Here is a 25,963-nt window from a genome sequence, read left to right on the forward strand (position 1 = left end):
AAATAAAAAAATAAATAGGTGATATATATGCTGCGTTCGATCTCGCATAATCCAATTTTATCGCATATACCGCCTGCTACTCAAATGCCGAAAGAAGCAAATGTCAGGACAGGACTTGCATTTTCGGATAATTTGCATGCAGATCCAAAAAAAGATAAATTGTTAGAACAAATGGAAGCATTTGTCGATAACATTGGAGAAATTAAAGAGAAAATTGAAATGGAATTAACGCTTGATAATGTAATGGAATACAAAAATACAGTAAAATCATTTTTGAATTTTTACGTAGATAATGTATTGCAATATAAAGATGTCATGTCGCGCCATCCACGTTATGGCTATTCACAGAAAATGACGATTGTGAAACAGGCGGAAATGGGATTAAATGAGTTAGAAGATGTTATGAATTTAATTAATACGAAAACGGGACATTTAGAAATGTTAAATCAGATTGGAGAAATCCACGGTTTAATTGTAAATTTAGTATTGTAAAAGGGAAGGAAACGATATGTACATACAATTATATGAAAAGCTCGTTATTATTCAAAAAGCATATGAAAACATTCAAACGCTTGGAGAACAAATATATGAGAATTTGAAACATAAAAATGTAAATGCAGTTCAAAAATTGCAAGTAGAGCAATTGCAGTACATTGATGGTTTAAAAAAGTTATCAAGTTCATTTGAAGAAATGGTTGTTCAGTTTTGTAAAGAAAAGGGAATCGAATCTTTTCGTGTAAGTGCATTATTTTTGCATTTTTCTAACGAAGAAATTGAAAAAATGGAAGAATTACAAAAAAATGTAGCTGGATTAGAAGAGAATGTAAAAATGATTCTTTTGAAAAATCAATATTACTTAAACGTACTATTAAAAACTACAGAAAGTATTGTGGATTCCGTTTCCGAATATAATTTAGAACGAAACAATAATTCACAAATCTTTATGAACGAACTATTGTAAAGGGGAAGTGAAACATTATGAGACTGTCTGATTATAATACGCCGCTATCGGGTTTGTTAGCGGCACAAATGGGATTACAAACGACGAAACAAAATTTATCAAACATTCATACGCCTGGTTATGTGCGTCAAATGGTGAATTACGGATCGGCTGGAGCAAGTCAGGGCTATTCACCGGAACAAAAAATAGGTTACGGTGTACAAACGTTAGGTGTTGACCGTATTACAGATGAAGTGAAGACGAAACAGTTTAACGATCAATTATCCCAACTCTCATACTATAACTACATGAATTCGACTTTATCACGTGTAGAATCTATGGTTGGAACGACAGGAAAGAATTCATTATCTAGTTTAATGGATGGCTTCTTTAATGCCTTTCGTGAAGTCGCAAAAAATCCAGAACAACCAAATTACTACGATACATTAATTTCTGAAACTGGGAAGTTTACAAGTCAAATAAATCGTTTGGCAAAAAGCTTAGATACAGCAGAAGCACAAACGACAGAAGATATTGAAGCGCATGTCAATGAATTTAATCGTCTTGCTGGTAGTTTAGCGGAAGCGAATAAAAAAATTGGACAAGCAGGTACACAAGTGCCGAATCAACTTTTAGATGAACGTGATCGTATCATTACAGAAATGTCTAAGTATGCAAATATAGAAGTGTCTTATGAATCTATGAATCCTAATATCGCGAGTGTTAGAATGAATGGTGTTTTAACAGTAAATGGACAAGATACATATCCACTTCAATTAAATAAAGAAAAAGAACCAATGACTGCTGAAATTTACGGTTCGGAAATTCCTTTAACGAGTGGAGCAATCCAATCAGCGATCGATACGAAAGCGAAGATTGCTAGTTATAAGAAAAACCTTGAAGAACTAATGAGTTCTGTAAAGAATGAAGTGAACACAGTAATGGGGAAAGAGTTCTTCGTTGGAGATCAAGCGAAAGATATGAAATTAAACCCTGAATTTGCAAAAGATGTTTCGAAAATGAAAATATCAGCTGAAACGGCAAATAAACTAGCAGCAATTACAGATGGGAATTATAAAGAAGGTCTTTCTTATAAACAAGCATTAGATCAATTCGTAGTTGGTGTTGCATCTGATAAAAGTGCAGTGAATGCTTATCAAAAAATTCATGGAGATTTATTAGAGGGGATTCAGCAAGAAAAGATGGGTGTTGAAGGCGTTAATATGGAAGAGGAAATGGTTAATTTAATGGCCTTCCAAAAATATTTCGTTGCAAACTCTAAAGCTATTACAACTATGAATGAAGTGTTTGATAGTCTATTTTCGATTATTCGATAATGAGAGGTAAAAACAAAACCCTTTCCTTTTATGTTTGAAGAGAGAGCCAGCAGAGTGTAGAAGCGGTCAGTACCTAATAGTGGACCTATCGGTGTGAGACCAGAGATACGGGGCGGTAGAGGGATAAGTTAGGTAAGGAGGGAGCCGGAAATAATTCTGGTTTCTTCTTCAAATTAATTTGAAATAGATAAAGGAGGAGATAGAAATGAGAGTATCTACATTTCAAAATGCAAGCTGGGCAAAGAATCAGTTAATGGATTTGAATGTGCAACAACAATATCACCGAAATCAAGTAACTTCAGGGAAGAAAAACCTTCTTATGAGTGAAGATCCACTTGCAGCAAGTAAATCATTTGCGATTCAACATTCATTGGCGAATATTGAACAAATGCAAAAAGATTTAGCGGATTCGAAAAATGTATTAACACAAACTGAAAATACTTTACAAGGTGTTTTCAAATCTTTAACGAGAGCAGATCAATTAACAGTTCAGGCGTTAAATGGAACGAATAGTGAAAAAGAATTGAAGGCCATCGGTGCAGAGATAGATCAAATTTTAAAACAGGTCGTATATTTAGCGAATACGAAAGAGCAAGGTCGTTATATTTTTGGTGGTGATAGTGCGGAAAAGCCACCATTTACAGAAGATGGTACGTATCAAGGTGGACAAAATGATGTGAACTGGCAACTAAATGACGGTTATGAATTAAAAGCATTTCGTAACGGCGAAGCGTTATTATCCCCTGTTATAAAAACATTAAAACAGATGAGTGAAGCGATGCAAAACGGGGACCAAAAAGCGTTACAACCGTTATTAGGAGAAAATAAGAAAAACTTAGATGGCATCATTAACCGTACAACTGAAGTTGGTTCAACAATGAATACAATGGAGACGTTTAAAACGATTTTAAGTGAACAAAATCTAGCACTTCAAGAAAATCGTAAAGAAATTGAAGATGTTGATTTAGCGGTAGCGATTTCTGACTTGGCGTATATTAATGCGACGTATGAAGCGACGCTTAAAGCGGTTAGCACGATGAGTAAAACGAGTATTTTAGACTACATGTAATCTATAAGGAGTGAGAAATTATGGCAGGAACATTAACGGGTATCGGTGGTAGACAACAAATATGGAACCTCGGAAATAATATGATCGATACATCTAACTTTGTAGAATTAGAAATGCAAGCGTTAGAAATGAGAAAGACGCCTTATGCTAATGAAAAGAGCCAACTTTCACAAGATAAACTATTATATACAAGTTTAAAATCAGAATTTAGCTCTTTTACACAAACTTTTAAAAACTTAGCGGCTTTTAAAGGAAATGAGAAAAAGGTAACAACATCACAAGACGGTTATATTAATGTAAAAGCTGATGGTGGCGCGATTGCCGGAACTTTTAATATGACGATTACACAGCTTGCGCAGCGTCATCAAATAGCTTCTAAAGAAATTGATGTAGATGCAAAGCTTAATAGAGATGAAACATTAAAACTAGGTGGTAAAGAATTAAAAGTAACACCTGATATGACATATAAAGATTTAATTAATAAAATTAATGATGGAGATTACGGCGTATCAGCTTATACACTTGGGAATAAAATTTTCATGACCTCAAAAAAAGAGGGAGAAGATGGAGTAATTAATTTTAAGGACAATACATCTACATTGTTTCAAGATATAGGGTTAGCTAGTAAGGATGGCGTAGCGGTTAATGTAATTAATGAAGCGCAAAATGCCGAATATACGATTAATGGTATTAAAGGTAAAAGTTCTACCAATACAGTTGAAGCTCTTCCAGGTGTGAAAATTGAATTATTGAAAGTAACTGAGCCGAAAGTAGAAGGAACACCAGATGCAGGTACAACAACAGAACCAAAAGCAAAAGGGATAGATCTAAAATTCACAGTAAGTGACTCAAACGTAACAGACGCAGCAAATGTTATTAAAAAAATGGTTGCGGATTATAATAAGGCTGTTTCAACAGTAGATATCTTTGCTGGAAAAGGCGGGGCGTTCCAAGGGCAAGCTATTATGCAAAGTGTGCGTCAAGCTATGAACAATGTTGTAACATTTTCACAAGATGGTAATTACTTATTCTCATTTGGTATTCAATTAAAACAAGATGGAACGATGGAAGTTAATGACGAAGCATTAACGAAAGCGTTAAAAGAAAAACCGGATGCAGCGAAGCAGTTTTTCTTTAGTTCTAACGGTTTAGGAAAAATGATGGAAGAGCCACTTGATAAGTTATTTGGTGATAAAGGTGTAGTCGGAGAGAGAGTAAAAAGCATTGACTCACGTGTAAGTGATTTAGATAAAAAGATTAAAGATATTGAGACGCAAAACTTGCAAAAACAAGATGAAATTGTGAAGAAGTATCAAAAACTAGAGAGTACATTAGCGGCGCTAGATAGCCAATTAAAAACAATTAAAGCAATGACAAAACAAAAAAGTGATGATTAATGAAAGGTAAGGAAGTGATTGTATGCAAGCATGGCAACGTTATATGCAAAATGATATTATGACGAGTAATCCAATTAAAAATACAATTTTTATTTATGAAAGATGTATTGTAGAGTTTCGTAATTTAGAAGAACTGCTACATGCTTTTAAACTACAAGAAGGAGATGCACTTCTTGAAAAGTTAGAACGTATTTTTGAAGAATTAAAGCTTCAATTAAATCCTGAAATTACGAAAGATTTATATGATAGTTTATATGGCTTATACGATTGGATTAGCATTCAAATTCAAACAATGAAAGTAACACGTGAAGCAAAAGACATTGATGCGATTGTAAAAGTGTTACAAGATTTAATAGACGGTTACCGCGGAGCACTTGAAAATGAACAATGATATTTATCGGACGTTTGTCGGCTGTTTTAATGAAATCGGTGAATTACAAGTGTCAGATGAAGAGTTTGCTGAGAAGAGTGAAATGTTAAATCGCTGGATGATGACATTGGATGAGGAAACGCGTGCGCAAGTTGCAGCAGAAGTAAGCCCATTCATTATTAAGGCGGCACAACATATTCGAGATAAGCAAAAGATTTTGGAAGAAATGATTATGACAAATGATGGGCGCATGAAAGCTAATTCATTTTACGGTAAATTTTAGTGCTAGAGTTTAGAAACGGATTCCCCTTTTAAGAGGGGATCCATTCCTTTATTTAAATAAAGATTTCCGCTGATTGAGGTTTCATTTTATGACTGTAATGAAAAATAGTAGTAATCTAAATAATGTGAAAATGAACTTTAGTTTGTAAATCATAGATTGAAATATTTCATAGATTATTGCGTGTATACAGTTTTTTTGTATTCTTTTTTATATTTTTGTATTTTTCTAAAGACAACAATGGAAAAATGGAATAAAATATGTAAGGGTACATGATTGTTAATATTTTAATAAACACATATAAGAAAATAAATAATGAAGTGAAACTTCCATCAGTGGATCATTAAGTAAAAAAAGAAAGGGTGTGGAATATGCCAGATTTAGTGAGTGATGTAGGCCATTATATGAATTATTTAGTGACGAAACGAAATACTGTTTCTAGTAATATTGCAAATGCGAATACACCCGGCTATAAAGCGCAAGATGTAACATTTGCTGAGCAAATGAATAAAAGTAGTGCATTATATAAGAACAATGCTGCAGACTTAAAGGGCAATCCAGATTTATATCAAACGAATGAAATGCACTTACCGACAGTAAATACGAAAAATACATATGCAAAGATTCAAACAAAATCAATGCAAACGAATAAAGATGGAAATAGTGTGGATGTAACGACAGAAATGCTAGATTTAATGAAAGCAAATCAGTTATACGGTATTTCAATTAACGCGATTAATACACAATATGCAATTAACCAAGCGGCACGCGGACGTTAAAAGTAGAAGGAGAGACAACGATGTTTCAGGCAATTAATGCAAGTGGCTCAGGACTAACGACAGCGAGAAAGTGGATGGAAGTTACTTCAAATAATATTGTAAATGCAAATACAACGGCGGCTCCGGGGGCAAATTTATATGAGCGTCGTAGTGTAGTGCTAGAATCAAACAATAGTTTTGCAAATATGTTAGATGGGTCTCCTACTAATGGGGTAAAAATAAAAAGTATTGAAGCAGATAAAACTGAAAACTTAGTGTATGATCCAACACATCCGCATGCAAATGAAGAAGGATATGTACGTTATCCAAATATTGATGTGACTGCTGAAATGACGAATGTAATGGTTGCCCAAAAAATGTACGAAGCAAATACAAGTGTATTAAATGCGAATAAAAAAATGCTTGATAAAGATTTAGAAATTGGCCGAGGATAAGGGGGAATATAGTAATATGAAAATCCAACCAATGTTAAATACGCAACCATTTGGAGCAATTCAGTCAATTGGTGCACCGAAAAATTCTCAAACATCAGTAGTTGAAGGGAAAAAGTTTATCGATTTATTGGAAGATATGAATCAAACACAAAACAATGCGCAAACAGCAGTATATGATTTACTAACTAAAGGGGTAGGAGAAACGCATGACGTTTTAATTCAGCAGAAGAAGGCTGAGTCTCAAATGAAAACGGCTGCCCTCGTACGTGATAATCTTATTGAAAATTATAAGTCACTAATTAATATGCAAATTTAGGAAAGTGGACGGGTGTGTTTAAATGGAAAAGATGAAAAATGTTATCCAATCGTTAAAAACGTGGCATAAGTTAGTAATCGGTGCTGCGCTTTTAGCGATTGTAACAGGAGCACTTTTATACTTCACCTTGCCAGATAAATATGTTGTTGTATATCAAAATTTAAATGATACAGATAAGCAAGAGATTACAGCAGAATTATCAAAGTTAGGTGTCGATTATCAGTTAGCGGCCGATGGATCGATTCGTGTGCAAAAAAATGATGCTCCATGGGTTCGAAAAGAAATGAATGGGATGGGCTTACCGTTTAATTCTAAAAGCGGTGAGGAAATTTTATTAGAAAGCTCGCTCGGTTCAAGTGAGCAAGATAAAAAAATGAAGCAAATTGTCGGTACGAAAAAGCAATTGGAGCAAGATATTGTAAGAAACTTTGCGACAGTTGAAACGGCGAATGTTCAAATTACATTACCTGAAAAAGAGACAATTTTTGATGAGGAAAAAGCAAAAGGAACAGCTGCGATTACGGTTGGTGTGAAGCGTGGCCAATTATTAACTGCTGATCAAGTTGCGGGTATACAGCAAATGATTAGTGCAGCAGTTCCTGGCGTGAAAGCAGAAGAAGTAAGTGTGATTGATAGTAAAAAGGGTGTCATCTCAAAAGGAGCAGATGAAGCGCATTCTACTAGTTCTTCTTCTTATGAAAAAGAAGTAGAGATGCAACAACAAATTGAAGGTAAATTAAAGCAAGATATTGATGCAACATTAATGACGATGTTTAAACCGAATGAATATAAAGTGAATACGAAAGTATCTGTAAACTATGATGAAGTTACACGCCAGTCAGAAAAATATGGTGATAAAGGTGTACTTCGTAGTAAACAAGAGCAAGAAGAGAGCTCTACTGCACAAGAAGGAGCAGAGACGAAACAAGGCGCTGGTATTACAGCGAACGGCGAAGTACCAAACTACGGTACGAACAATAATCAAAATGGTAAAATCGTCTATGATAATAAAAATGGTAACAAAATTGAAAACTATGAAATAGATAAAACAGTTGAAACAATTAAGAAACACCCAGAATTAACGAAAACAAATGTTGTAGTATGGGTAGACAACGATACGTTAGTAAAACGAAAAATAGATATGACTACTTTCAAAGAAGCAATCGGCACAGCTGCTGGGCTTCAAGCTGATCCGAATGGAAACTTTACAAACGGTCAAGTTAACGTTGTAACTGTTCAGTTTGATCAGCCGAAAGAAGAGAAGAAGAAAGAACCAGAAGAAAGCGGCATAAACTGGTGGTTATTCGGTGGAATTCCAGCTGGTTTATTAGCGATTGGTGGTCTAGTATGGTTCTTCTTAGCAAGACGTAAGAGAAAGAAAGAAGAAGAGGAATATGAAGAATACTTAGCAGAAGAGGAAATTGCTGCAAGTAATGAAAGTATTATGGAAATTCCTGAAGAAAAAATAGTACCAGAACCAAAACCTGAACCAGAAGAACCGAAAGAACCAACGTTAGATGAACAAGTACAGGATGCTACGAAAGAACATGTAGAAGGTACTGCAAAAGTAATTAAAAAATGGTTAAATGGACAGTAAGGGAGGAACAACGATGTTAGATGAAATCTCCTCCAAAGAAAAAGCTGCCATCCTTATTCGTACATTAGAAGAAGGGGTGGCAGCAAAAGTCATTGAATATATGACGGCTGAGGAAAAAGAAGTATTACTTCGTGAAATCGCGAAGTTTCGTGTATATCAACCGGAAACGTTAGAAAATGTACTAGGGGAGTTCTTGTATGAATTAAATGTAAAAGAATTAAACCTAGTGACTCCAGATAAAGAATATATTCGTCGCATATTTAAAAATATGCCAGAAGACGAACTAGAAAAATTATTAGAAGATCTTTGGTATAACAAAGATAATCCGTTTGAATTCTTAAATTCACTTACAGATTTAGAACCACTTCTTACTGTACTTAATGATGAATCGCCACAAACGATTGCGATTATCGCTTCTTATATTAAACCGCAGCTTGCTTCTCAATTAATTGAGAGATTACCAGATCATAAGCGAGTAGAAACGGTAATGGGGATTGCGAAGCTAGAGCAAGTAGATGGTGAATTAATAAATCAAATTGGGGATTTATTAAAATCAAAATTAAATAATATGGCATTTAATGCAATTAATAAAACAGATGGCTTGAAAACAATAGTAAACATTTTAAATAACGTTTCACGAGGTGTTGAAAAAACAGTCTTTCAAAAGTTGGATGAAATGGATTATGAGTTATCTGAGAAAATTAAAGAAAACATGTTTGTATTTGAAGACTTACTCGGACTTGAAGATCTTGCACTTCGTCGTGTGTTAGAGGAAATTACAGATAATGGTGTTATTGCGAAAGCACTTAAAATTGCAAAAGAAGAAATTAAAGAGAAATTATTTACATGTATGTCTTCAAACCGTAAAGAGATGATTCTAGAAGAATTAGACGGCTTAGGACCGCTTAAGATGACGGATGCTGAAAAGGCACAGCAAACGATTACAGGCACAGTGAAAAAGCTAGAGAAGGAAGGAAGAATTATCGTTCAAAGAGGTGAAGATGATGTCCTTATTTAAAAACAGAATTCCGAAGAATTCTGTTTCTTTTTCTGAAGAAACGTATGAATTACAATTTCCAAAACCAATACCAGTTCAAGTAGAAGAAGAAATACAGGTGGACCATGAAGAGCTTCTTGCACAGCAACAATCATTACATACTGAACTGAATCAACTAAGGCAAGAACAACAAATGTTAGAACGAGAGCGTCAACAGTTATTACATGATCAAGAACAATTTCAAATACATGTACAACAACAGATGAAAGAGATAGAATTCGCACGTATACAGTTTCAAAAAGAACAACAAGAAACAGCGTACGAATGGACGGAATTATTATGGGATCAATCTTTTCAACTAGCAGAAAAAATTGTGAATCAAGCAGTAGATTCGCGCTTACTTGATGTGTTACCCATTTTAACTGGCATCGTTCAAACGTTGCCGACTTCGTTTGAAAAATTGGTCATTACCGTACATCCAGAAACATTTGAACGCATCCAAGAAGAGAAGGAAAATACGAAAGAATATTGGTTACTACAATTAGTAGAATGGAAATATGATTTCTCCTTACAGTTCGGTGAATTTGTTCTAGAAGAAGAGAAAGAGTTCTTTGAATTTAAATTTGCACCTATATTTGCGAAACTTCGCCAGAAATGGGAAGAAGAGAAATTATTTGAGGAGCAAAATGTATGAATCGACTATTAATGAATGAAAACCAAAAATGGAATACGTTTATTGAAACGCCGTTTTATACGAAAGTCGGTAAAGTTCATAGTGTACAAGAGCAGTTTTTCGTAGCAAAAGGGCCAAAGGCGAAAATTGGAGATGTTTGTTTCGTTGGAGAACATAATGTTTTATGTGAAGTGATTGCGATTGAAAAAGAGAACAATATGTTACTTCCATTTGAACAGACAGAAAAAGTATGTTATGGAGATTCAGTTACACTAGTTTCAGAAGATGTTGTTGTACCTTGTGGTAATCACTTACTCGGAAAAGTATTAAGTGCAAATGGTGAAGTGTTAAATGAGAACGTTGAAAATATTCCATTGCAAAAAATAAAACTAGATGCCCCGCCTATTCATGCATTTGAACGTGAAGAAATTACCGATGTATTTGAAACGGGAATTAAATCTATTGATTCTATGCTAACAATTGGTATCGGTCAAAAGATTGGTATTTTTGCAGGTTCTGGTGTTGGTAAATCTACTTTACTCGGAATGATTGCGAAAAACGCAAAAGCTGATATTAATGTTATTAGTTTAGTAGGAGAACGTGGCCGAGAAGTAAAAGACTTTATTCGAAAAGAATTAGGTGAAGAAGGAATGCGAAAAAGCGTCGTTGTTGTAGCGACGTCAGATGAAAGTCACCTAATGCAACTTCGTGCAGCGAAGCTTGCAACATCTATTGCTGAATATTTCCGAGACCAAGGCAATAACGTACTACTTATGATGGACTCTGTTACTCGTTTTGCTGACGCGCGTAGAAGTGTTGATATTGCCGTTAAAGAGTTGCCAATCGGTGGTAAAACACTCTTAATGGAAAGTTATATGAAGAAGCTATTAGAGCGCTCTGGGAAAACACAAAAGGGATCTATAACAGGTATATATACCGTACTCGTCGATGGGGATGATTTAAACGGACCTGTACCAGATTTAGCGCGTGGTATTTTAGATGGGCATATTGTATTAAAGCGTGAACTTGCAACACTCAGTCATTACCCTGCTATTTCAGTGCTAGACTCAGTGAGTAGGATTATGGAAGAAATCGTTTCGCAAACTCATTGGCAACTTGCAAATGAAATGAGAAAAATCTTATCTATTTATAAAGAAAATGAATTGTATTTTAAATTAGGAACCATACAAGAAAATGCAGAAAATGCTTATATTTTTGAATGTAAAAACAAAGTAGAAGGTATAAATACGTTTTTAAAACAAGGTCGATCTGATCGTTTCCGATTTGATGATATTGTTGAAGCGATGCACCATATAGTATAAGACCTCTGCTCAAGAGGTCTTATTTTTTTGTTTTTTAATATTTCACAGATTTTTTTGGAAAAAAACTATATAATAGAAAAAGAGAGCGTTATAATAGGAAGGGGCTATTAAAACAGGTGGATAAGCAGCAGTACGACACGATAAAATTGCAAATAAATCAAGAAAAAGAACAGATTTTGAAAGAAGTGTATGAATTAACAGCTGAAAAAAGAAAAATAGAACAAAAAAAAGAATATGATTTATATGTAGTAAAATCGCGTAGTAAAGTCGTACAAACTGGGCAGCGTATAATGGCTGGTATGCTTTCCTCACATACGTTTTCACCTGAAAGAATAGAAGAATGGAATCGGAAAATTAAAAAAACGGAAGATTTTATTCGAAAAAATAAAAGCCTTTTAGAACAAGTAAAAGAAAAAGAACGTGTCATTGATGAGATGTATCAAGAAGATTGTAAAAAGCTTGCGAAATTACGAGAAAAGCAGGAAGAAAAAATGCTTCTTGATTTGAAAATGTGTATGAATGGATGAGGTGAATATAGTGATACAGTCTGTATTACCGGTGCAACAAAGTTTACCTCCGCAAAAAGAAAAAGGGCTAGAAGTACAATCAAAAAGTGAAGATTCTTCATTCAATCGTACGATGAGAATGGAAAATAAAAAGCAGCCGAAAACGGAGAAAATGAAACAAGAAGAAGCACCAAAAGAAGAAAAAAAAGAATATATTCTTTCTAAACAATCAGTAACGAAAGAAGAGCCAATTGTAAAGAAAGAAGAAAAAAAAGAGACAGAACAGTTGTTATTAGCTGTATCTGAGCAAATGGTTGCAATTGAGCAATTACGTGTGCAGCCAGAATTGTTATATCAATACATACAAAAAATACAAGAGCTGTATAAAGAATATGGAAATATAAAACTTAACGAATTACCTGCAGCTGAATTACAACAATTACAAGAGCTCCTTTCAAATATGAATATCAAAAATGCTATATGTTTAGAAGATACAATGCAAACGGTATTAGATAAAGTGACGATGCCAGAGCAAACGATGCAAGTATTGAAAGTAGTAGAAACAGAAACTTGTAATATTGCAAAGAAACAAGAAGAGTCCAAAGAATTAGATGTAGATCTTCCGAAAGCTGAGAGCGATGATGTAAAGATAGAGTTGCCAGAAGGTGATGTATTCAACGATTCAAGTTCTGCGGGTGCGGAGTTATTAAATAAAGCAACGAGTACCGATTCAATAGGGAAATCTAATAGTGGCGCTGAGAAAGTTTCATTGCCTGATTTAGGAAAGAAAATGGAAGCACAAGTAGAAGCACTGCAAAAATTTGTAGTGAAACAAGAACGTGTTTTATTTCAGTTAAATCCAGAAAAACTCGGTACATTAACAGTGTTTATGAAAAAGCATGGAGATCAAATTGATGTTCACGTAGAAATGGAAAAACACGATGCGAAAAAACGGGTTGAAATCATTTTTGATGAATTGAGACTGAAGTTAAAAGAAAAAGAAATCAATATTCAAATTAGCTATTCAGATAAAGATGAAAATCGAAAAGAACAGCGAGAACAAGAGCAAAGACAAAAACAAAAATTAGCAAGTCCGAAACATGAAAAACAACATGCAAAAGAATTTGCGGGATTATTGGAGGAATAAAGTGTGCCAACAGTTGGATTAAATACAACGAGTACAAATCATATTCCGTTACAAGCAGGAGCACAAACAAAAAATGCATCTGTTACTGGTGCACAGTCGACAGCTCAACAAGCAAACGGAGTATCAGCAAATACTCAAAAAACACCCGGTATTATGGATAAAGATGATTTCCTGAAACTTTTCTTAGCAAGCTTTCAACATCAAGACCCGTTTAATGCGATGGATATGAACCAAATGATGAACCAAACAGCACAGCTATCGCTTATGGAGCAAGTACAGAATATGACGAAAGCAGTAGATAAATTGCAATCAACGATGTATTCGACAGCTCTTGATGGAGGGATGAAGTTTTTAGGAAAGTACGTTAGAGGTGTAAGCAATAATGGAAAGCAAGTGACTGGTCAAGTAGAAACAGTTCGACTTGCTGAAAATAACGATGTGCAACTTATTGTTGATAATCAAGTTGTCTCACTTCGTTTCATAGAAAGGGTTTCTGATAAACCGATAACAGAAACTAATCCGGAAGATGAGAAGAAAGATGATATAGAAAAAAATGAAGAGGTTAAGCCAGATTAATAAAAGGAGTGTACAAAGGTTATGATTAAAGCGTTATATACAAGTATTACAGGGATGAATGCAGCACAAAATGCATTAAGTGTTACTTCAAATAATATTGCAAATGCACAAACAGTTGGATATAAAAAGCAAAAGGCTATTTTTGATGATTTGCTATATAATAATACGGTTGGTTCACGTGGTGATGGTGCTTATGCTGGTACGAATCCAAAGAGTATTGGTAACGGTGTAAAGTTCAGTGGGACATCTACAGATTTTAGTGATGGTTCTATTACTTTAACTAGTGATAAGATGGAGACAGCGATAGAAGGAAACGGTTTGTTTTTAGTTGGTGATCGTAATGCTGGAAATGTAGAGTATACGAGAAAAGGGTCTTTCGGTGTATCGAAAGATAACTATGTTACAACTACAGGTGGACAGTATGTGCTAGGTTATGGTGTGAAAACAGGAACACAAGAAATAGATTTTTCTTCACGACCAAGCCCAATTCATATTCCGATGGGATCAGCTGTTGGTGGGATTCAAACAGATAAAGCGACAATAGGTGGAAACCTTCCTAGAAACCAAAATGCATTATCTCACGAATTCACAGTTTTTGATGCGGAAGGAAACTCGTTAACGTTACGTGTAAATATTAAGCAAAAGACTACAAAAGAGAATGTAGATGGTAAAGAAGTTGAAAAGCCAGTGCCAGGCGAATATACATATACAGTTTCTGTAAGGAATGATTCTAAAAACGAAAAAGAATTTAAGCCTGTCGAAGGCATGACGGGCGAAAAAAATCTTAAATTTGATACATTAGGAAATTTAAAGGAGACAGATGAGGCTGTACAAAAAGATCCAGTAACTGGTGAAATTACTAAAGGTGGATCTGTTCAAATTCCTTTTGGTAGTGGTCTAACACTTGATTTAAGCGGATTAACAAATTATCCGACAGGGAAAACTATTTCTACCACAGAAGTAACGGGGCGCCCAGCTGCAATTGCAAATGACTATTCTATTTCTGACGGTGGTTTCGTTATGATGAAATATTCAGATGGTAGTATGAAAGTTGTAGGACAACTAGCTGTAGCTACATTCCCGAATTCAGGTGGATTAATGAAAACAGGGAATGGAAATTACGTTGCGACACCATCAGCGGGTATTCCAGGAGTAGGTGTTGCTGGTGAGAATGGTGCAGGGAATGTACGAGGGTCAGCAAAAGAAAGTTCAAACGTAGATTTATCTGTAGAATTTGTTGATTTAATGCTTTATCAACGTGGATTCCAAGGAAATGCGAAAGTAATTAAAGTTTCAGATGAAGTATTAAATGAAGTTGTAAACTTAATTCGATAATATATCATAAAGTAAAATTGTAATGTAGTAGAAAGGGTTTTTTTTTCGTATGACGACAAGACAAGAACGAATTTTACAATTGCCTTTTTTCGAAAATAAACGTGAACTTGCCGAGCAAGTGTTAAAAATGGAACGAGAAGAGCATATATATTTACCTGATCAATTTGAAATTAAGCAAGTACCTCCATATTCATTTGGCGAAAGGCAATCAATCATTGGCCGTATTCATGAGTTTTATTTCGTAAGTGTTGGTAGTGAAGGAGAATGGAAGTATCAACTGTTTAAGGACGAGATGAAGTGCCGTGAGTTTTTTATTACACTATCAGGGATAACGGATCAGCAGATTGCATTTTGGTTCAATAACATTGAGTTATTGAAAAGCTCTTAAAAAGATCTAAAAAGACCTTAAAAGCTCTTTTTAGGGTTGAAGAGAGGACCCAGCGTTGTTTTGGAGCGATTAGTGCCTAATAGGACCTCGACTGGTGTGTAAGGACAGAGGTATGGAGAGTTACTAGGGTAGTTGAAGAAGATGTAAGCGAAGTGTAGTTGCAAAAATGGATCTATGGAAGGTTACTGGGATGGTTAATCGTTTTATGGCAGACCGGTGCTTTTCGATAGTATGTGACGATAGATTTCTATAAAAGGAGAGGTGAGGAGGATGGCGCAGAATAAGTATCGCGTTACATTCATTTCGCCAAGTGAGGTTGAGCAGCGGACTGTTATGGCGGCGAGTAGTTTGCCGAATTTAATTCGTCAAGTAGAGAGTATTATTGCTGATCCGAACGGTTATTTTGTAAATGATAAAAAAAATAATTGCTATTTTAAAGTGATTAAAGAAAATGTTACGTTTATTCAATATGAGTTACTATTTTCGGATAAGGAAATTCATATTGAAAAATTAAAACATATAGCACCAGCTATATTGAAACAATTATTTAAAAAAATAAATGATCCAGAATTATATGCACTTGCGCTACTTGATGTTGATATAGCGACGAAAGAATATGTGCTAGAAGAAATGGATTCGGAGCTAAGAATAAGAGTAGAAACGGAGCTTTCGAAAAAGTGGGAAGCAATGCCGACAGAAATTGTAGGAGCACAAGAAGTGTTATTAGAAGCACTTGCTTCGTTTATACAAGATTAATTGTCTTTTTAAATAAATGAATCGTCCAACTATCTATATTTTTTATATAGATAGTTGACTTTTTCTCTTTTATAAAGCTTAATAATTAGATATACGGAATTAATGGAAGGGGAGCGACACCTTTATGTCACAAGCACAAAGTATTTTATTAGAAAGCGGAACAAATGAATTAGAGATTGTTACATATACTGTTGGTGAAAACCTATTCAGTATTAACGTAATGAAAGTACGTGAAATCATTAATCCATTCCCTGTTACAACTGTGCCAGAATCTCATCATGCAGTTGAAGGTGTTGTACAAGTACGTGGTGAAATTTTACCTGTTATTAACTTAGCGACAGCTCTTAATTTAAAATCGACAAAGCCACTTGATCAAACGAAATTTATTATCTCTGAATTAAATCAAATGAAAGTTATTTTCCGTGTTGATGAAGTGCATCGTATTCAACGTATTTCTTGGGAACAAATTGATGAACCAGCTTCATTGTCTATGGGACTAGAAGAAACGACATCTGGTATTGTAAAGCTAGATGGGCAAATCATTTTGCTATTAGATTATGAGAAAATTGTATGCGAAATTAGTGGTACTGGTTATGACAATAAATCACTTGCAGGGTTAGAACAGAAAACAGATCGAGCTGAAAAAGTGATTTATATTGCAGAAGATTCAGCAATGCTTCGCCAAATATTAGAAGAAACATTATCATCAGCTGGATATACGAAAATGAACTTCTTCAGCAATGGTGCAGAAGCGTTAGCACAAATTGAAAAATTAGCGAAAGAACAAGGGGAAAAAATGTTTGAACATATTCACTTGCTAATTACGGATATTGAAATGCCGAAAATGGACGGACACCATTTAACGAAAGTGGTTAAAGATAGTGAAGTAATGAATCGTTTACCGGTCATTATTTTCTCTTCATTAATTACAAATGAATTATTCCATAAAGGCGAAGCTGTAGGAGCAAATGCTCAAGTAAGTAAGCCAGATATTCAAGAGTTAATTGGTTTAGTTGATAAGTTAGTGCTGTAAAAAACGTTTTGAAAAGCTTTTTTAGCTGGAATAGAAGCTCTAACCATGCGTAGAGCGGTCAGTGCCTAATAGAGCCCTATGCGATGTGAGACCAGATATATGGAGTGGTTTTAGGTTAGTAGAAGAAAAGAGCCTTTAATTGAGGGTTTGAAGAATGATATATAACTCTATTTTTTTAGTAGGGAGGAGGGAACTAGCCACGTGTAAGTAGTACTGGCTAGTTCCTTTTTTGCATTCTATACTTTACTGTACAGGTAGAAAGATTAAACGTTTCTGGAGTGTTTGTGGCTGTATGAATAGTCTCTACTTCGAGATTTTCAATTCGTTTAATGAATAAATAGCGGGCTTGTTTATTTGAAAATATAAGAGAGCGTATTTTTCGAATATGCTAGTAAGGTTGCGGAGTAACGCAAACTTTTTCGGTGAAAATATATCCGAAATACCATATAATATAATTAATATGTAATTATACATATTAATTAAAAATAATTTTTCTATTTCTATACTTTCTATACATTTTTATATGTTTAATATTTGACAGATAATTTCGAAATGTTATAATATGGATATGAAAAAATTGCTATTTTCTGAGAAGACATGGGAGTCAGATGAGAATTGTGAAAGGATGAGGGGGAGTGACACAGATTATGTATCACCACACAGCAATCAATGTATTAAGTCTTTTACAAAACATGTCAAATAATAAAATGAACGATATGCAACTAGAAGCGGAATTTAAAAAAATAGAAAAACAATTCCAAGTAAAATATGAAGAACTAGTTGATTTATATAATAGAATAGTATTATTTCAAATAGATATAGAAAAACATGGTGGGATGCGAGCATATGAAAAATCAGCGATTACATGGCTGAAGACTGAGCTAGAGTTACTGTATGAAGTGTATCAATTTTCCCAACGTCACGGTTTAAACATTATTAATATTTCAAAATACGTTAGTAAAAAAGAACTAAATCTTTTTCCGAAAACAGAAAGTCAATTACAAAATACGTATTACAAATTAAAAAAATGTGAAATACCGTTTGAAAATATTGAAAAACAAAAACCAGGACGAAAGCGAAAATATACACCTGTCAAAGAACCAATTGTTGAAATAAAAAAAGAAAACAAACAAGAATTAAGAAATGAAGTTCCAAATACAGAGAACGAAAAAAATCTTGTAACAGTTATATCTGGCATTGTTGATAATTTTGAAACGATTAGTCAGTGTAGTGAAAGAAAAGAGCACGAGCTACATCAGTTTATGGAAGGAATCTATAAGCTTTCTAGTATGGCTGCAGAGCGTTCAAAAGATGAAAAGAATGCTCGTGGTCTCGAAGGCGAATTACATGTATTACGAGCTGAAAATGAAAGGATCAAGCGAGAAAAGGAAGAGCTTGTTCATGATATAAAAGAAATGACGCATCATTTAATTCATTTCATTACGAGTTCTGATATCGATCAAATTCGCACATTGCCTTTCTTTGTAAAAGAATGTAAACAAGATTTGCATAAATTAGGGTTATATAACGCACAAGACGGTAAAATGAAAATTATGGTTGATCGCAGTGGACAGGTTATGACTGTAACGCAGTAATAAAATTTGGGTACAAAATAAAAGGGAGATACATAGTTTATATGTATTTCCCTTTTGTTTTGTATGGAATCGTTTCAAAGAAGGAAGATGATTTTTTTAAGATTGTAGTAACTTGGAAACCATTTGCGGTATTTGATTTGCTTGTGAAACCATACTAAGTGCAACTTCAGTTAACAATTTAAACTTTAAAAAATCGCTCATTTCCTGCGCCATATCCGCATCTTCAATTCGGGATGCAGCATCTGTTAGGGCCATACTTTGGCTATTTAAATTTTCAATATTAAACTGTAAACGGTTGATCATAGCCCCGAGGTCAGCGCGGTGAAGTGATACATTTTGTAAAGCTTCTTCAATTTTACGAATCGCCGCTCTTGCTTCTTGTTCTGTTGAAATGTTGATGTCATGTTGTGTAGGGGAAGGGGAGATATGTTTCGTTACATTTACCGTATGACCAATATCATCTAACGTAACAGGTCGGTTTTGTCCGTCAAATACGGATAAATCATTAAACTCAGTCGTCTCGCCAATATAGCAAATTTGTTCTGTTAAAGATTGAAACTCTTTATTTAGTGAATCACGGTTTTTATTTGAATTTGTACCATTTGCAGATTGAACAGCTAAATCACGCATGCGCTGTAAAATATTCGCCACAGTTTGAAGAGCAGCTTCCGCTGTCCGAAGCATCGATATCGCATCCTCATTATTACGAATCGCCACACGCATACCACTTGCTCGTGCATGCATACGAGTCACAATTGCAACATTAGCTGGATTATCAGAAGCATGATTCAACTTCTTACCAGTCGCCAAATGCTCCATAGCAACATTCATACGTTTTTCATTCTCATATAGCGATTGCCTAGCATTCATACTCAAAACATTCGTACCAATACCCATAATAGACACTCCTTATAGATTGATATAGTCGGTATCTCTTAATCTAATAAACAGCTATGAACAGAAAAAGAGACTTATGCTTATCTTCTAGTTGTGTTTTAACATGAGAGGGGATAAAGATAGGCACTGACCGCTTCTACGCCACGCGGATGCTCTCTCCCATCAAAAAAAGGAAGGTTTTACAAAAAATAAACCTCTCCGCAAGCAGAGAGGTTTATTCATGAAACTAACTCAAATGGCTTATTGTAATAATTTAGAAACCATTTGTGGAGTTTGGTTTGCTTGAGAAAGCATGCTGATACCAGCTTCGTTCAAGATTTTGAACTTAGTCATTTCAGACATTTCTTTCGCCATGTCAGCGTCTTCGATTTGAGAAGCAGCTGAAGCCATGCTAGCAGATTGGCTCTTTAGGTTGTTTACGTTAAAGTCAAGACGGTTTAATGTAGCACCTAGAGTTGCACGGTTAGAAGCAACTGTTTTTAGAGCCGCATCAATTGCATCCACTGCTGAAGATGGATTTGATGTGTTTGGTGTACCAGCTGTAAGACCAGTAATTGCTGTGTTAAATGCAGCTTGAATAGCGTCAGCTTTATCAGCTTTATCAGCTGGATCAGCTACTGTGTAATCATTAAATGCATTTTCTACATTTTGAACGTTAGTTTTATTAGTGATAAAGCCTTTAATTTTATCAAAAGATTCTTTTGCAGTGTTAACATCAAGTGCAAAAGTAGATGGATCAGCATTCTGATCTGCCTTTACAAGTCGAGCCATTGTAGCTTTTGCTACATTTAAGCTTTCAGCTGATAGTGTTTCAGAACCGATATTTACAGTGTCAAGACCTAACTGATTAAGAGTAACACCTTTTAAATCAATAGAAATTTGTTTGTTAGTGTCAGCAGAATCTAAAGTTTGTATCTTAACGCTATTGTCAGCCTTTAATAAAGTTTTATCATTAAATTCTGTATTGTCTGCAATGTAAGAAATTTGTTCTTTTAATTGACCAAATTCTTTTTGTAGAGCTTGTTGGTTGTCAGCTGTGTTCGTACCGTTCGCAGATTGGTTAGCGATGTCACGCATACGAAGTAAGATGTTAGATACAGAGTTTAAAGCTGAGTCAGCTGTACGGATTAATGACATACCGTCTTGTGTGTTGTTAGCTGCAACTCCTAATCCGCTTTCACGTGCACGCATACGAGTTGCGATTGCAAGACCTGCTGCATCGTCAGAAGCGTTGTTGATACGTTTACCACTTGATAAACGGTCCATAGCGTTGCTCATTTTTGCTTGGTTTTGGCGCATGTACTCTTGCGTACGCATGCTATTAATGTTTGTATTAATTCTCATGATTAAGAACCCCCATTTTTTTATATTGACTTTTCTGCAAATTGAAAAACGGTAATATGCGAAAAAATCAATTTCGAGATTTATTGTAATCCCTGTCATAGCGGGTGTCAACTAAAAATTCGAATTAATAAATATAAAAAAATAACAGTTTAACAATATATTCATTTTTTTATTACAATATTATTAAAAGGATTATTGCAAACTTTAAAAAAAAACTCTAATATTAGATTATCTTTGTTTACCGAAAAGGTGATATTATGTTAGTTGGAAATATAGTAAAAGAAGTGCTTGCATATAAGAAAGGACAAATTCAGCAAAAGCTAAGTAGTCCACAAGCATTCGTTAGTAGTCGTTTTCAAGAGAAGTTGCAGAGTGAACCTGCGAAGGAGACGAAGGGTACTACGCAGCTGGCAAAGGTAGAGGATATGAGTCAGCCGGTACAATCTACGAAAATAGAAACGGTCGTAAATAAACCGGAACAATCTATTAATAAAGTAGAGGAAGCGAGTAAGCCTGAAGAAAAGGCTGAAACGAAGAGCGTAGATGAAGTGCAAGTCGCACAAAAAGAGTTTGAACGACGTTTCCCAGAAACGAAAAATGAGGCTGCTGATACGTGGGGATTAACGAAGAAGTATAATATTCAAAAAATACGTTCTTCTAATGAAGGAAAGTATGAGGATATTATAGATCGTGTAAGTCATACATACGGAATTCCGAAAACGTTAATTCAAAAAATGATTGAAGTAGAATCTGATTTTAATCCGAAAACGGTGTCACATGCAGGAGCGATGGGGCTTATGCAGCTTATGCCAGCGAATGTGAAAGAGATGGGTATAAAAAATCCATTTTCACCGGCTGAAAGTATTGAGGGCGGCGTGAAAGAGTTAAGCGGTTATTTGAAGAAAAATAACGGCGATCTCGTACTAGCGCTTGCATCTTATAATGCAGGTCCTGGTAATGTGAGAAAGTACGGGGGCGTACCACCATTTAAAGAAACGCAAGGATATATTAAAAAAATATTAAATATCGACGTTTCAAAATAAGAAGTTTCATATATAGAGAGAACATGAAATTTTCGTGAACATGATATGGGAGTTGGCTAGATTTGAAATTACAAGATGATATTCCGTTAACAATTTATTTTGAAATCGGAAATACGAAAAAGAAAATTGAAGATTTGCTTCATATTACGAAAGGTACATTGTATCGTCTTGAAAATTCAACGAAAAATACGGTGCGTCTTATGCTTGAGAATGAAGAGATTGGAACCGGAAAGATTTTGACGAAAAACGGGAAGATGTACGTTGAAATCGTTGAATTGAAAAGGTAGGGAAGGGGATTGTCATGAGTGGCGAAAAATTAAGCCAAGAGCAAATTGATGCCCTGCTGAAGGCGGTAAATGAAGGCGAGGAAATGCCAGCTTTCGCACAAGAAGCAGGAAAGCAAGAGAAATTTCAAGAGTATGATTTTAATAGACCGGAGAAGTTCGGTGTTGAGCATTTACGTAGTTTGCAAGCAATTGCTTCTACATTTGGTAAACAGACGTCACAGACGTTGTCAGCGCGTATGCGTATTCCGATTGAGTTAGAGCCTTCTACGGTTGAGCAAGTTCCATTTACGAGTGAGTATGTGGAGAAAATGCCGAAAGATTACTATTTATATTGCGTTATTGATCTTGGCCTTCCAGAGCTTGGGGAAATTGTTATTGAGATTGATTTAGCATTCGTTATTTATATTCATGAATGTTGGCTTGGCGGAGATAGTAAGCGTAACTTTACGATGCGCAGACCACTTACCGCATTTGAGTTTTTAACACTGGATAATATTTTTATGCTCCTTTGTAAAAATTTAGAGCAATCATTTGAAAGCGTTGTTGCGATTGAACCAAAATTTGTAACGACGGAGACAGACCCGAATGCATTAAAGATTACGACAGCAAGCGATATTATTTCATTATTGAATGTAAATATGAAAACGGATTTTTGGAATACGACGGTGCGCATCGGAATTCCGTTCTTATCTGTTGAAGAAATTATGGATAAGTTAACATCTGAAAATATTGTGGAACATTCTTCAGATAAACGTAAGAAGTATACGTCTGAAGTGGAAGTGAAAGTAAATCAAGTGTATAAACCAGTTCACGTTGCGATTGGTGAGCAGAAGATGACGATGGGTGAGATTGAACAAATTGAAGAAGGCGATATAATTCCGCTGCATACGAAAGTTTCGGATGAATTACTTGGTTATGTAGATGGAAAGCATAAATTTAATTGTTTTATTGGAAAAGATGGAACGCGTAAGGCGCTCTTATTTAAAAGTTTTGTAGAGTAGGAGGATCCATATGAAGCATGAAGTATCTCCTGTGTCATTAATGGGATTAGAAGATTTTGCAGGAAAGCGAAATGAAGCAAGTAAAGCACATATTGATACTGTTTCAGATATTTCGATTGAACTTGGTGTAAAGCTTGGAAAGGCATCTATTACGCTCGGTGACGTGAAGCAATTAAAAGTTGGCGATGTTCTTGAAGTAGAGAAAAACTTAGGACATAAAGTAGATGTGTATTTAAGTAATATGAAAGTTGGCATCGGTGAAGCGATCGTAATGGACGAGAAGTTCGGTATTATCATTTCTGAAATTGAAGCTGACAAGAAGCAAGCTGCGCTTATGAAAGCGCAAAGTCAAATGCAAGATAAAGAGTAGAGGAGGAGTCATATGTCGTATATGACGACCTTATTTCAAGTCGTTTTACTGTTTGGTGCGCTCGGCTACGGTGCATATTATATGACGAAAAAGACGCGCAAGCAGCAGTTTTTTAAACAAGGTGAAAATGGCCATATTCAAGTAAAAGACGGCGTGTATTTAAATCATCAAACGAGTGCCTTTTTATTTGAAGTGGATGGCAAGCAAGTGTTCACTGTTATTAGTAATAACGGTGTACAATCTGTGCAATTAACAGGAACAGGAAATCAGTTTCAACAAGCGCTAGAAGACGCGGTGAAGAGTGAAACGAAAAAAGTAGAGGATCCATCATGAGAATAAAGAAACAGTTATCATTATTAGCCGTTATTTTCGTATTTTCTATCGTTTTTTCAATTATTTTTGTAAATCCAGCGTATGCGGCCCCGAACGGTTTTATTAATTTCGAAAATGGAAAAGAGTTTACGAGTAATTCAAGTGTACAGTTATTTGCGCTCGTTACCCTTTTATCATTATCTTCATCTATCGTTCTATTATTTACACATTTTACTTATTTTATGATCGTTCTTGGGATTACACGTCAAGGACTTGGGGTAATGAATTTACCACCGAACCAAGTACTTGTTGGACTTGCCTTATTTTTATCACTCTTTACGATGCAGCCTGTTCTTGGGCAGCTAAAGAGCGATGTGTGGGATCCGATGACAAAAGAGAAGATAACAGTAAGTCAAGCTGCGGAAACGACAGCGCCGATTATGAAAGAGTATATGTCAAAGCATACGTATAAGCATGATTTAAAAATGATGCTGAAAGTGCGCGGAGAAGAGTTGCCGAAAGATTTAAAGGATCTTTCATTATTTACGCTCGTACCATCCTTTACGTTAACGCAAATTCAAAAGGGATTGTTAACAGGGATGTTCATTTATTTAGCGTTTGTATTTATAGATTTGATTATTAGTACACTTTTAATGTACCTCGGGATGATGATGGTACCGCCGATGATTTTAAGTTTACCGTTTAAAATACTCGTTTTCGTATATTTAGGTGGATATACAAAAATCGTCGACATTATGTTTAAAACAGTCGCCTGAAGCGTTTGATGCTATGTGATAGGAGTCATATAAATGAATACGTCACCAATTATAGATATTTTTCAAACCTTTTTTTATAAAGGGGTTATGATTTTAATGCCGGTTGCCGGCGTTAGTATGATTGTCGTTATTATCATCGCTGTTATTATGGCGATGATGCAAATTCAAGAGCAAACGCTAACGTTTTTACCGAAAATGGCGAGTATTGTACTCGTTATTATCATTTTAGGTCCGTGGATGTTTCAAGAGTTAACGACGCTTATTTTAGATTTATTTGATAAAATTCCATCGCTATTGCGTTCGTACTAAGATAGGGGAACTGAAATGAATATGGAATTATGGGCGGCGACGTTTTTTGCGTTTTGCCGCATTACTTCATTTTTATATTTTTTACCGTTTTTCTCAGGTCGATCCATTCCAGCGATGGCGAAGGTTACATTTGGACTTGCTCTTTCCATTACTGTTGCCGATCAAGTTGATGTCTCTCACATAAAAACAACTTGGGACGTTGCAGCTTATGCTGGTACGCAAATTGTAATTGGATTATCACTTTCAAAAATTGTAGAAATGCTGTGGAACATTCCGAAAATGGCTGGGCATATTTTAGACTTTGATATCGGTTTATCACAAGCAAGTTTGTTTGATGTAAACGCAGGTTCACAGTCTACTTTACTATCAACCATTTTTGATATATTTTTTCTCATTATTTTTATTTCACTTGGCGGCATTAATTATTTCGTTGCCACGATTTTAAAGTCGTTTCAATATACAGAGGCGATTTCAAAATTGCTGACGACTAGTTTTTTAGATAGTCTACTCGCAACGTTATTATTTGCGATCACATCAGCGGTTGAAATTGCTCTTCCGCTTATGGGAAGTTTATTCATCATTAACTTTGTTTTAATTTTAATCGCAAAAAACGCTCCGCAATTAAACGTTTTTATGAATGCGTATGTTATTAAAATTACATGTGGTATTTTGTTTATTGCGATGAGTGTACCGATGCTCGGTTATGTGTTTAAAAATATGACGGATGTATTGCTTGAGGAATATACGAAACTATTTAACTTTTTCTTAACGAAGTAG

The 25,963-nt window shown here is 35.1% G+C and carries 32 protein-coding genes; 30 read left to right on the forward strand and 2 right to left on the reverse strand.

Annotation, left to right across the window (positions count from 1 at the left end):
- The first annotated feature begins 27 nt into the window (after window positions 1–27).
- The 22 genes from EKQ63_RS09845 (at window position 28) to EKQ63_RS09950 (ending at window position 18,847) form a co-directional block, all read left to right on the forward strand.
- Entirely contained in the window at window positions 28–492 is a 465-nt protein-coding gene (locus tag EKQ63_RS09845; protein WP_000946323.1) for a YaaR family protein, read from the forward strand.
- Window positions 493–508: 16 nt separating this feature from the next.
- Window positions 509–961, forward strand: a complete 453-nt coding sequence (locus tag EKQ63_RS09850; protein ID WP_087994379.1) for a hypothetical protein — start codon at window positions 509–511, stop codon at window positions 959–961.
- Between the two features lie 17 nt (window positions 962–978).
- Window positions 979–2,277: a flagellar hook-associated protein FlgK gene (gene flgK, locus EKQ63_RS09855; protein ID WP_087994378.1), complete on the forward strand. Its 1,299-nt coding sequence runs from the start codon at window positions 979–981 to the stop codon at window positions 2,275–2,277.
- A gap of 205 nt (window positions 2,278–2,482) precedes the next feature.
- Entirely contained in the window at window positions 2,483–3,346 is an 864-nt protein-coding gene (locus EKQ63_RS09860) for a flagellar hook-associated protein 3 (protein WP_087994377.1), read from the forward strand.
- 20 nt (window positions 3,347–3,366) lie between these two features.
- Complete coding sequence (locus EKQ63_RS09865; protein ID WP_087994376.1) at window positions 3,367–4,743, forward strand: flagellar hook-associated protein 2; 1,377 nt, start codon at window positions 3,367–3,369, stop codon at window positions 4,741–4,743.
- A 22-nt stretch (window positions 4,744–4,765) separates the two neighbouring features.
- On the forward strand, window positions 4,766–5,134 hold the full coding sequence (fliS, locus tag EKQ63_RS09870; RefSeq protein ID WP_001149509.1) for a flagellar export chaperone FliS: 369 nt from the start codon (window positions 4,766–4,768) through the stop codon (window positions 5,132–5,134).
- Window positions 5,124–5,396 (forward strand): hypothetical protein, encoded by a 273-nt coding sequence (locus tag EKQ63_RS09875; RefSeq protein ID WP_001058076.1) that lies wholly within the window; start codon window positions 5,124–5,126, stop codon window positions 5,394–5,396. Before fliS ends, EKQ63_RS09875 begins: the two co-directional genes overlap by 11 nt.
- Before the next feature lie 368 nt (window positions 5,397–5,764).
- Window positions 5,765–6,172 carry a flagellar basal body rod protein FlgB gene (gene flgB, locus EKQ63_RS09880; protein WP_002020944.1) on the forward strand — a complete coding sequence of 136 codons (408 nt, stop codon included), beginning with the start codon at window positions 5,765–5,767 and terminating at the stop codon, window positions 6,170–6,172.
- A gap of 20 nt (window positions 6,173–6,192) precedes the next feature.
- Window positions 6,193–6,606: a flagellar basal body rod protein FlgC gene (gene flgC, locus EKQ63_RS09885; protein WP_042511534.1), complete on the forward strand. Its 414-nt coding sequence runs from the start codon at window positions 6,193–6,195 to the stop codon at window positions 6,604–6,606.
- A 16-nt stretch (window positions 6,607–6,622) separates the two neighbouring features.
- Entirely contained in the window at window positions 6,623–6,922 is a 300-nt protein-coding gene (fliE, locus tag EKQ63_RS09890; protein ID WP_048551712.1) for a flagellar hook-basal body complex protein FliE, read from the forward strand.
- A 22-nt stretch (window positions 6,923–6,944) separates the two neighbouring features.
- Window positions 6,945–8,519, forward strand: a complete 1,575-nt coding sequence (locus tag EKQ63_RS09895) for a flagellar M-ring protein FliF C-terminal domain-containing protein (RefSeq protein WP_087994375.1) — start codon at window positions 6,945–6,947, stop codon at window positions 8,517–8,519.
- 13 nt (window positions 8,520–8,532) lie between these two features.
- The gene (locus EKQ63_RS09900; protein WP_087951930.1) at window positions 8,533–9,537 is read left to right on the forward strand and encodes a flagellar motor switch protein FliG; all 1,005 of its coding nucleotides are present in this window, start codon (window positions 8,533–8,535) and stop codon (window positions 9,535–9,537) included.
- Window positions 9,524–10,210, forward strand: coding sequence for a FliH/SctL family protein (locus EKQ63_RS09905; RefSeq protein WP_143880991.1), 687 nt, complete (start codon window positions 9,524–9,526; stop codon window positions 10,208–10,210). The genes EKQ63_RS09900 and EKQ63_RS09905 overlap by 14 nt, the downstream gene beginning before the upstream one ends.
- Window positions 10,207–11,511, forward strand: a complete 1,305-nt coding sequence (gene fliI, locus EKQ63_RS09910) for a flagellar protein export ATPase FliI (RefSeq protein ID WP_143880992.1) — start codon at window positions 10,207–10,209, stop codon at window positions 11,509–11,511. The genes EKQ63_RS09905 and fliI overlap by 4 nt, the downstream gene beginning before the upstream one ends.
- 116 nt (window positions 11,512–11,627) lie before the next feature.
- Window positions 11,628–12,038 carry a cytoplasmic protein gene (locus EKQ63_RS09915; RefSeq protein WP_143880993.1) on the forward strand — a complete coding sequence of 137 codons (411 nt, stop codon included), beginning with the start codon at window positions 11,628–11,630 and terminating at the stop codon, window positions 12,036–12,038.
- A gap of 10 nt (window positions 12,039–12,048) precedes the next feature.
- A complete protein-coding gene (locus EKQ63_RS09920; protein WP_143881761.1) occupies window positions 12,049–13,164 on the forward strand; it encodes a flagellar hook-length control protein FliK in 1,116 nt (371 codons plus the stop codon).
- A 3-nt stretch (window positions 13,165–13,167) separates the two neighbouring features.
- A complete protein-coding gene (locus EKQ63_RS09925) occupies window positions 13,168–13,740 on the forward strand; it encodes a flagellar hook assembly protein FlgD (RefSeq protein ID WP_001143478.1) in 573 nt (190 codons plus the stop codon).
- 21 nt (window positions 13,741–13,761) lie between these two features.
- A complete protein-coding gene (flgE, locus tag EKQ63_RS09930) occupies window positions 13,762–15,075 on the forward strand; it encodes a flagellar hook protein FlgE (RefSeq protein WP_074540169.1) in 1,314 nt (437 codons plus the stop codon).
- 49 nt (window positions 15,076–15,124) lie between these two features.
- Window positions 15,125–15,463 carry a DUF3964 family protein gene (locus tag EKQ63_RS09935; protein WP_087994372.1) on the forward strand — a complete coding sequence of 113 codons (339 nt, stop codon included), beginning with the start codon at window positions 15,125–15,127 and terminating at the stop codon, window positions 15,461–15,463.
- 270 nt (window positions 15,464–15,733) lie between these two features.
- Window positions 15,734–16,219 carry a LysR family transcriptional regulator gene (locus EKQ63_RS09940; protein ID WP_087994371.1) on the forward strand — a complete coding sequence of 162 codons (486 nt, stop codon included), beginning with the start codon at window positions 15,734–15,736 and terminating at the stop codon, window positions 16,217–16,219.
- Between the two features lie 124 nt (window positions 16,220–16,343).
- Window positions 16,344–17,252: a chemotaxis protein gene (locus EKQ63_RS09945; RefSeq protein ID WP_000075958.1), complete on the forward strand. Its 909-nt coding sequence runs from the start codon at window positions 16,344–16,346 to the stop codon at window positions 17,250–17,252.
- A gap of 647 nt (window positions 17,253–17,899) precedes the next feature.
- Window positions 17,900–18,847, forward strand: coding sequence for a DNA-binding domain-containing protein (locus EKQ63_RS09950; protein WP_140168462.1), 948 nt, complete (start codon window positions 17,900–17,902; stop codon window positions 18,845–18,847).
- A 96-nt stretch (window positions 18,848–18,943) separates the two neighbouring features.
- Here the strand turns inward: EKQ63_RS09950 and EKQ63_RS09955 are convergent, their stop codons facing one another.
- Both EKQ63_RS09955 and EKQ63_RS09960 read right to left on the reverse strand, forming a co-directional pair.
- Window positions 18,944–19,744 (reverse strand): flagellin N-terminal helical domain-containing protein, encoded by an 801-nt coding sequence (locus EKQ63_RS09955; protein ID WP_087994369.1) that lies wholly within the window; start codon window positions 19,742–19,744, stop codon window positions 18,944–18,946.
- A 240-nt stretch (window positions 19,745–19,984) separates the two neighbouring features.
- Complete coding sequence (locus EKQ63_RS09960) at window positions 19,985–21,088, reverse strand: flagellin N-terminal helical domain-containing protein (RefSeq protein WP_001222348.1); 1,104 nt, start codon at window positions 21,086–21,088, stop codon at window positions 19,985–19,987.
- A 257-nt stretch (window positions 21,089–21,345) separates the two neighbouring features.
- Between EKQ63_RS09960 and EKQ63_RS09965 the strand changes: the two genes are divergently transcribed.
- The 8 genes from EKQ63_RS09965 to EKQ63_RS10000 all read left to right on the forward strand — a co-directional run bounded on the left by EKQ63_RS09965 (window position 21,346) and on the right by EKQ63_RS10000 (window position 25,963).
- Window positions 21,346–22,131, forward strand: a complete 786-nt coding sequence (locus tag EKQ63_RS09965) for a lytic transglycosylase domain-containing protein (RefSeq protein WP_143880994.1) — start codon at window positions 21,346–21,348, stop codon at window positions 22,129–22,131.
- 62 nt (window positions 22,132–22,193) lie between these two features.
- Entirely contained in the window at window positions 22,194–22,418 is a 225-nt protein-coding gene (locus tag EKQ63_RS09970) for a flagellar motor switch protein FliN (protein ID WP_000775712.1), read from the forward strand.
- 14 nt (window positions 22,419–22,432) lie between these two features.
- On the forward strand, window positions 22,433–23,419 hold the full coding sequence (gene fliM / locus EKQ63_RS09975) for a flagellar motor switch protein FliM (protein WP_000012366.1): 987 nt from the start codon (window positions 22,433–22,435) through the stop codon (window positions 23,417–23,419).
- Window positions 23,420–23,429: 10 nt separating this feature from the next.
- Window positions 23,430–23,789, forward strand: a complete 360-nt coding sequence (gene fliN / locus EKQ63_RS09980; protein ID WP_000680012.1) for a flagellar motor switch protein FliN — start codon at window positions 23,430–23,432, stop codon at window positions 23,787–23,789.
- A 12-nt stretch (window positions 23,790–23,801) separates the two neighbouring features.
- Window positions 23,802–24,122, forward strand: a complete 321-nt coding sequence (locus EKQ63_RS09985) for a hypothetical protein (RefSeq protein WP_000121176.1) — start codon at window positions 23,802–23,804, stop codon at window positions 24,120–24,122.
- Window positions 24,119–24,877, forward strand: a complete 759-nt coding sequence (locus tag EKQ63_RS09990; RefSeq protein ID WP_001220582.1) for a flagellar type III secretion system pore protein FliP — start codon at window positions 24,119–24,121, stop codon at window positions 24,875–24,877. Before EKQ63_RS09985 ends, EKQ63_RS09990 begins: the two co-directional genes overlap by 4 nt.
- 33 nt (window positions 24,878–24,910) lie before the next feature.
- Window positions 24,911–25,186 (forward strand): flagellar biosynthetic protein FliQ, encoded by a 276-nt coding sequence (locus EKQ63_RS09995; protein ID WP_001098085.1) that lies wholly within the window; start codon window positions 24,911–24,913, stop codon window positions 25,184–25,186.
- A gap of 15 nt (window positions 25,187–25,201) precedes the next feature.
- Window positions 25,202–25,963, forward strand: a complete 762-nt coding sequence (locus tag EKQ63_RS10000; RefSeq protein WP_001055694.1) for a flagellar biosynthetic protein FliR — start codon at window positions 25,202–25,204, stop codon at window positions 25,961–25,963.

Origin of the sequence: Bacillus sp. BD59S (assembly GCF_007363175.1) — a bacterium.
In the GTDB taxonomy this organism is placed as follows: Bacteria; Bacillota; Bacilli; order Bacillales; family Bacillaceae_G; genus Bacillus_A; species Bacillus_A pacificus.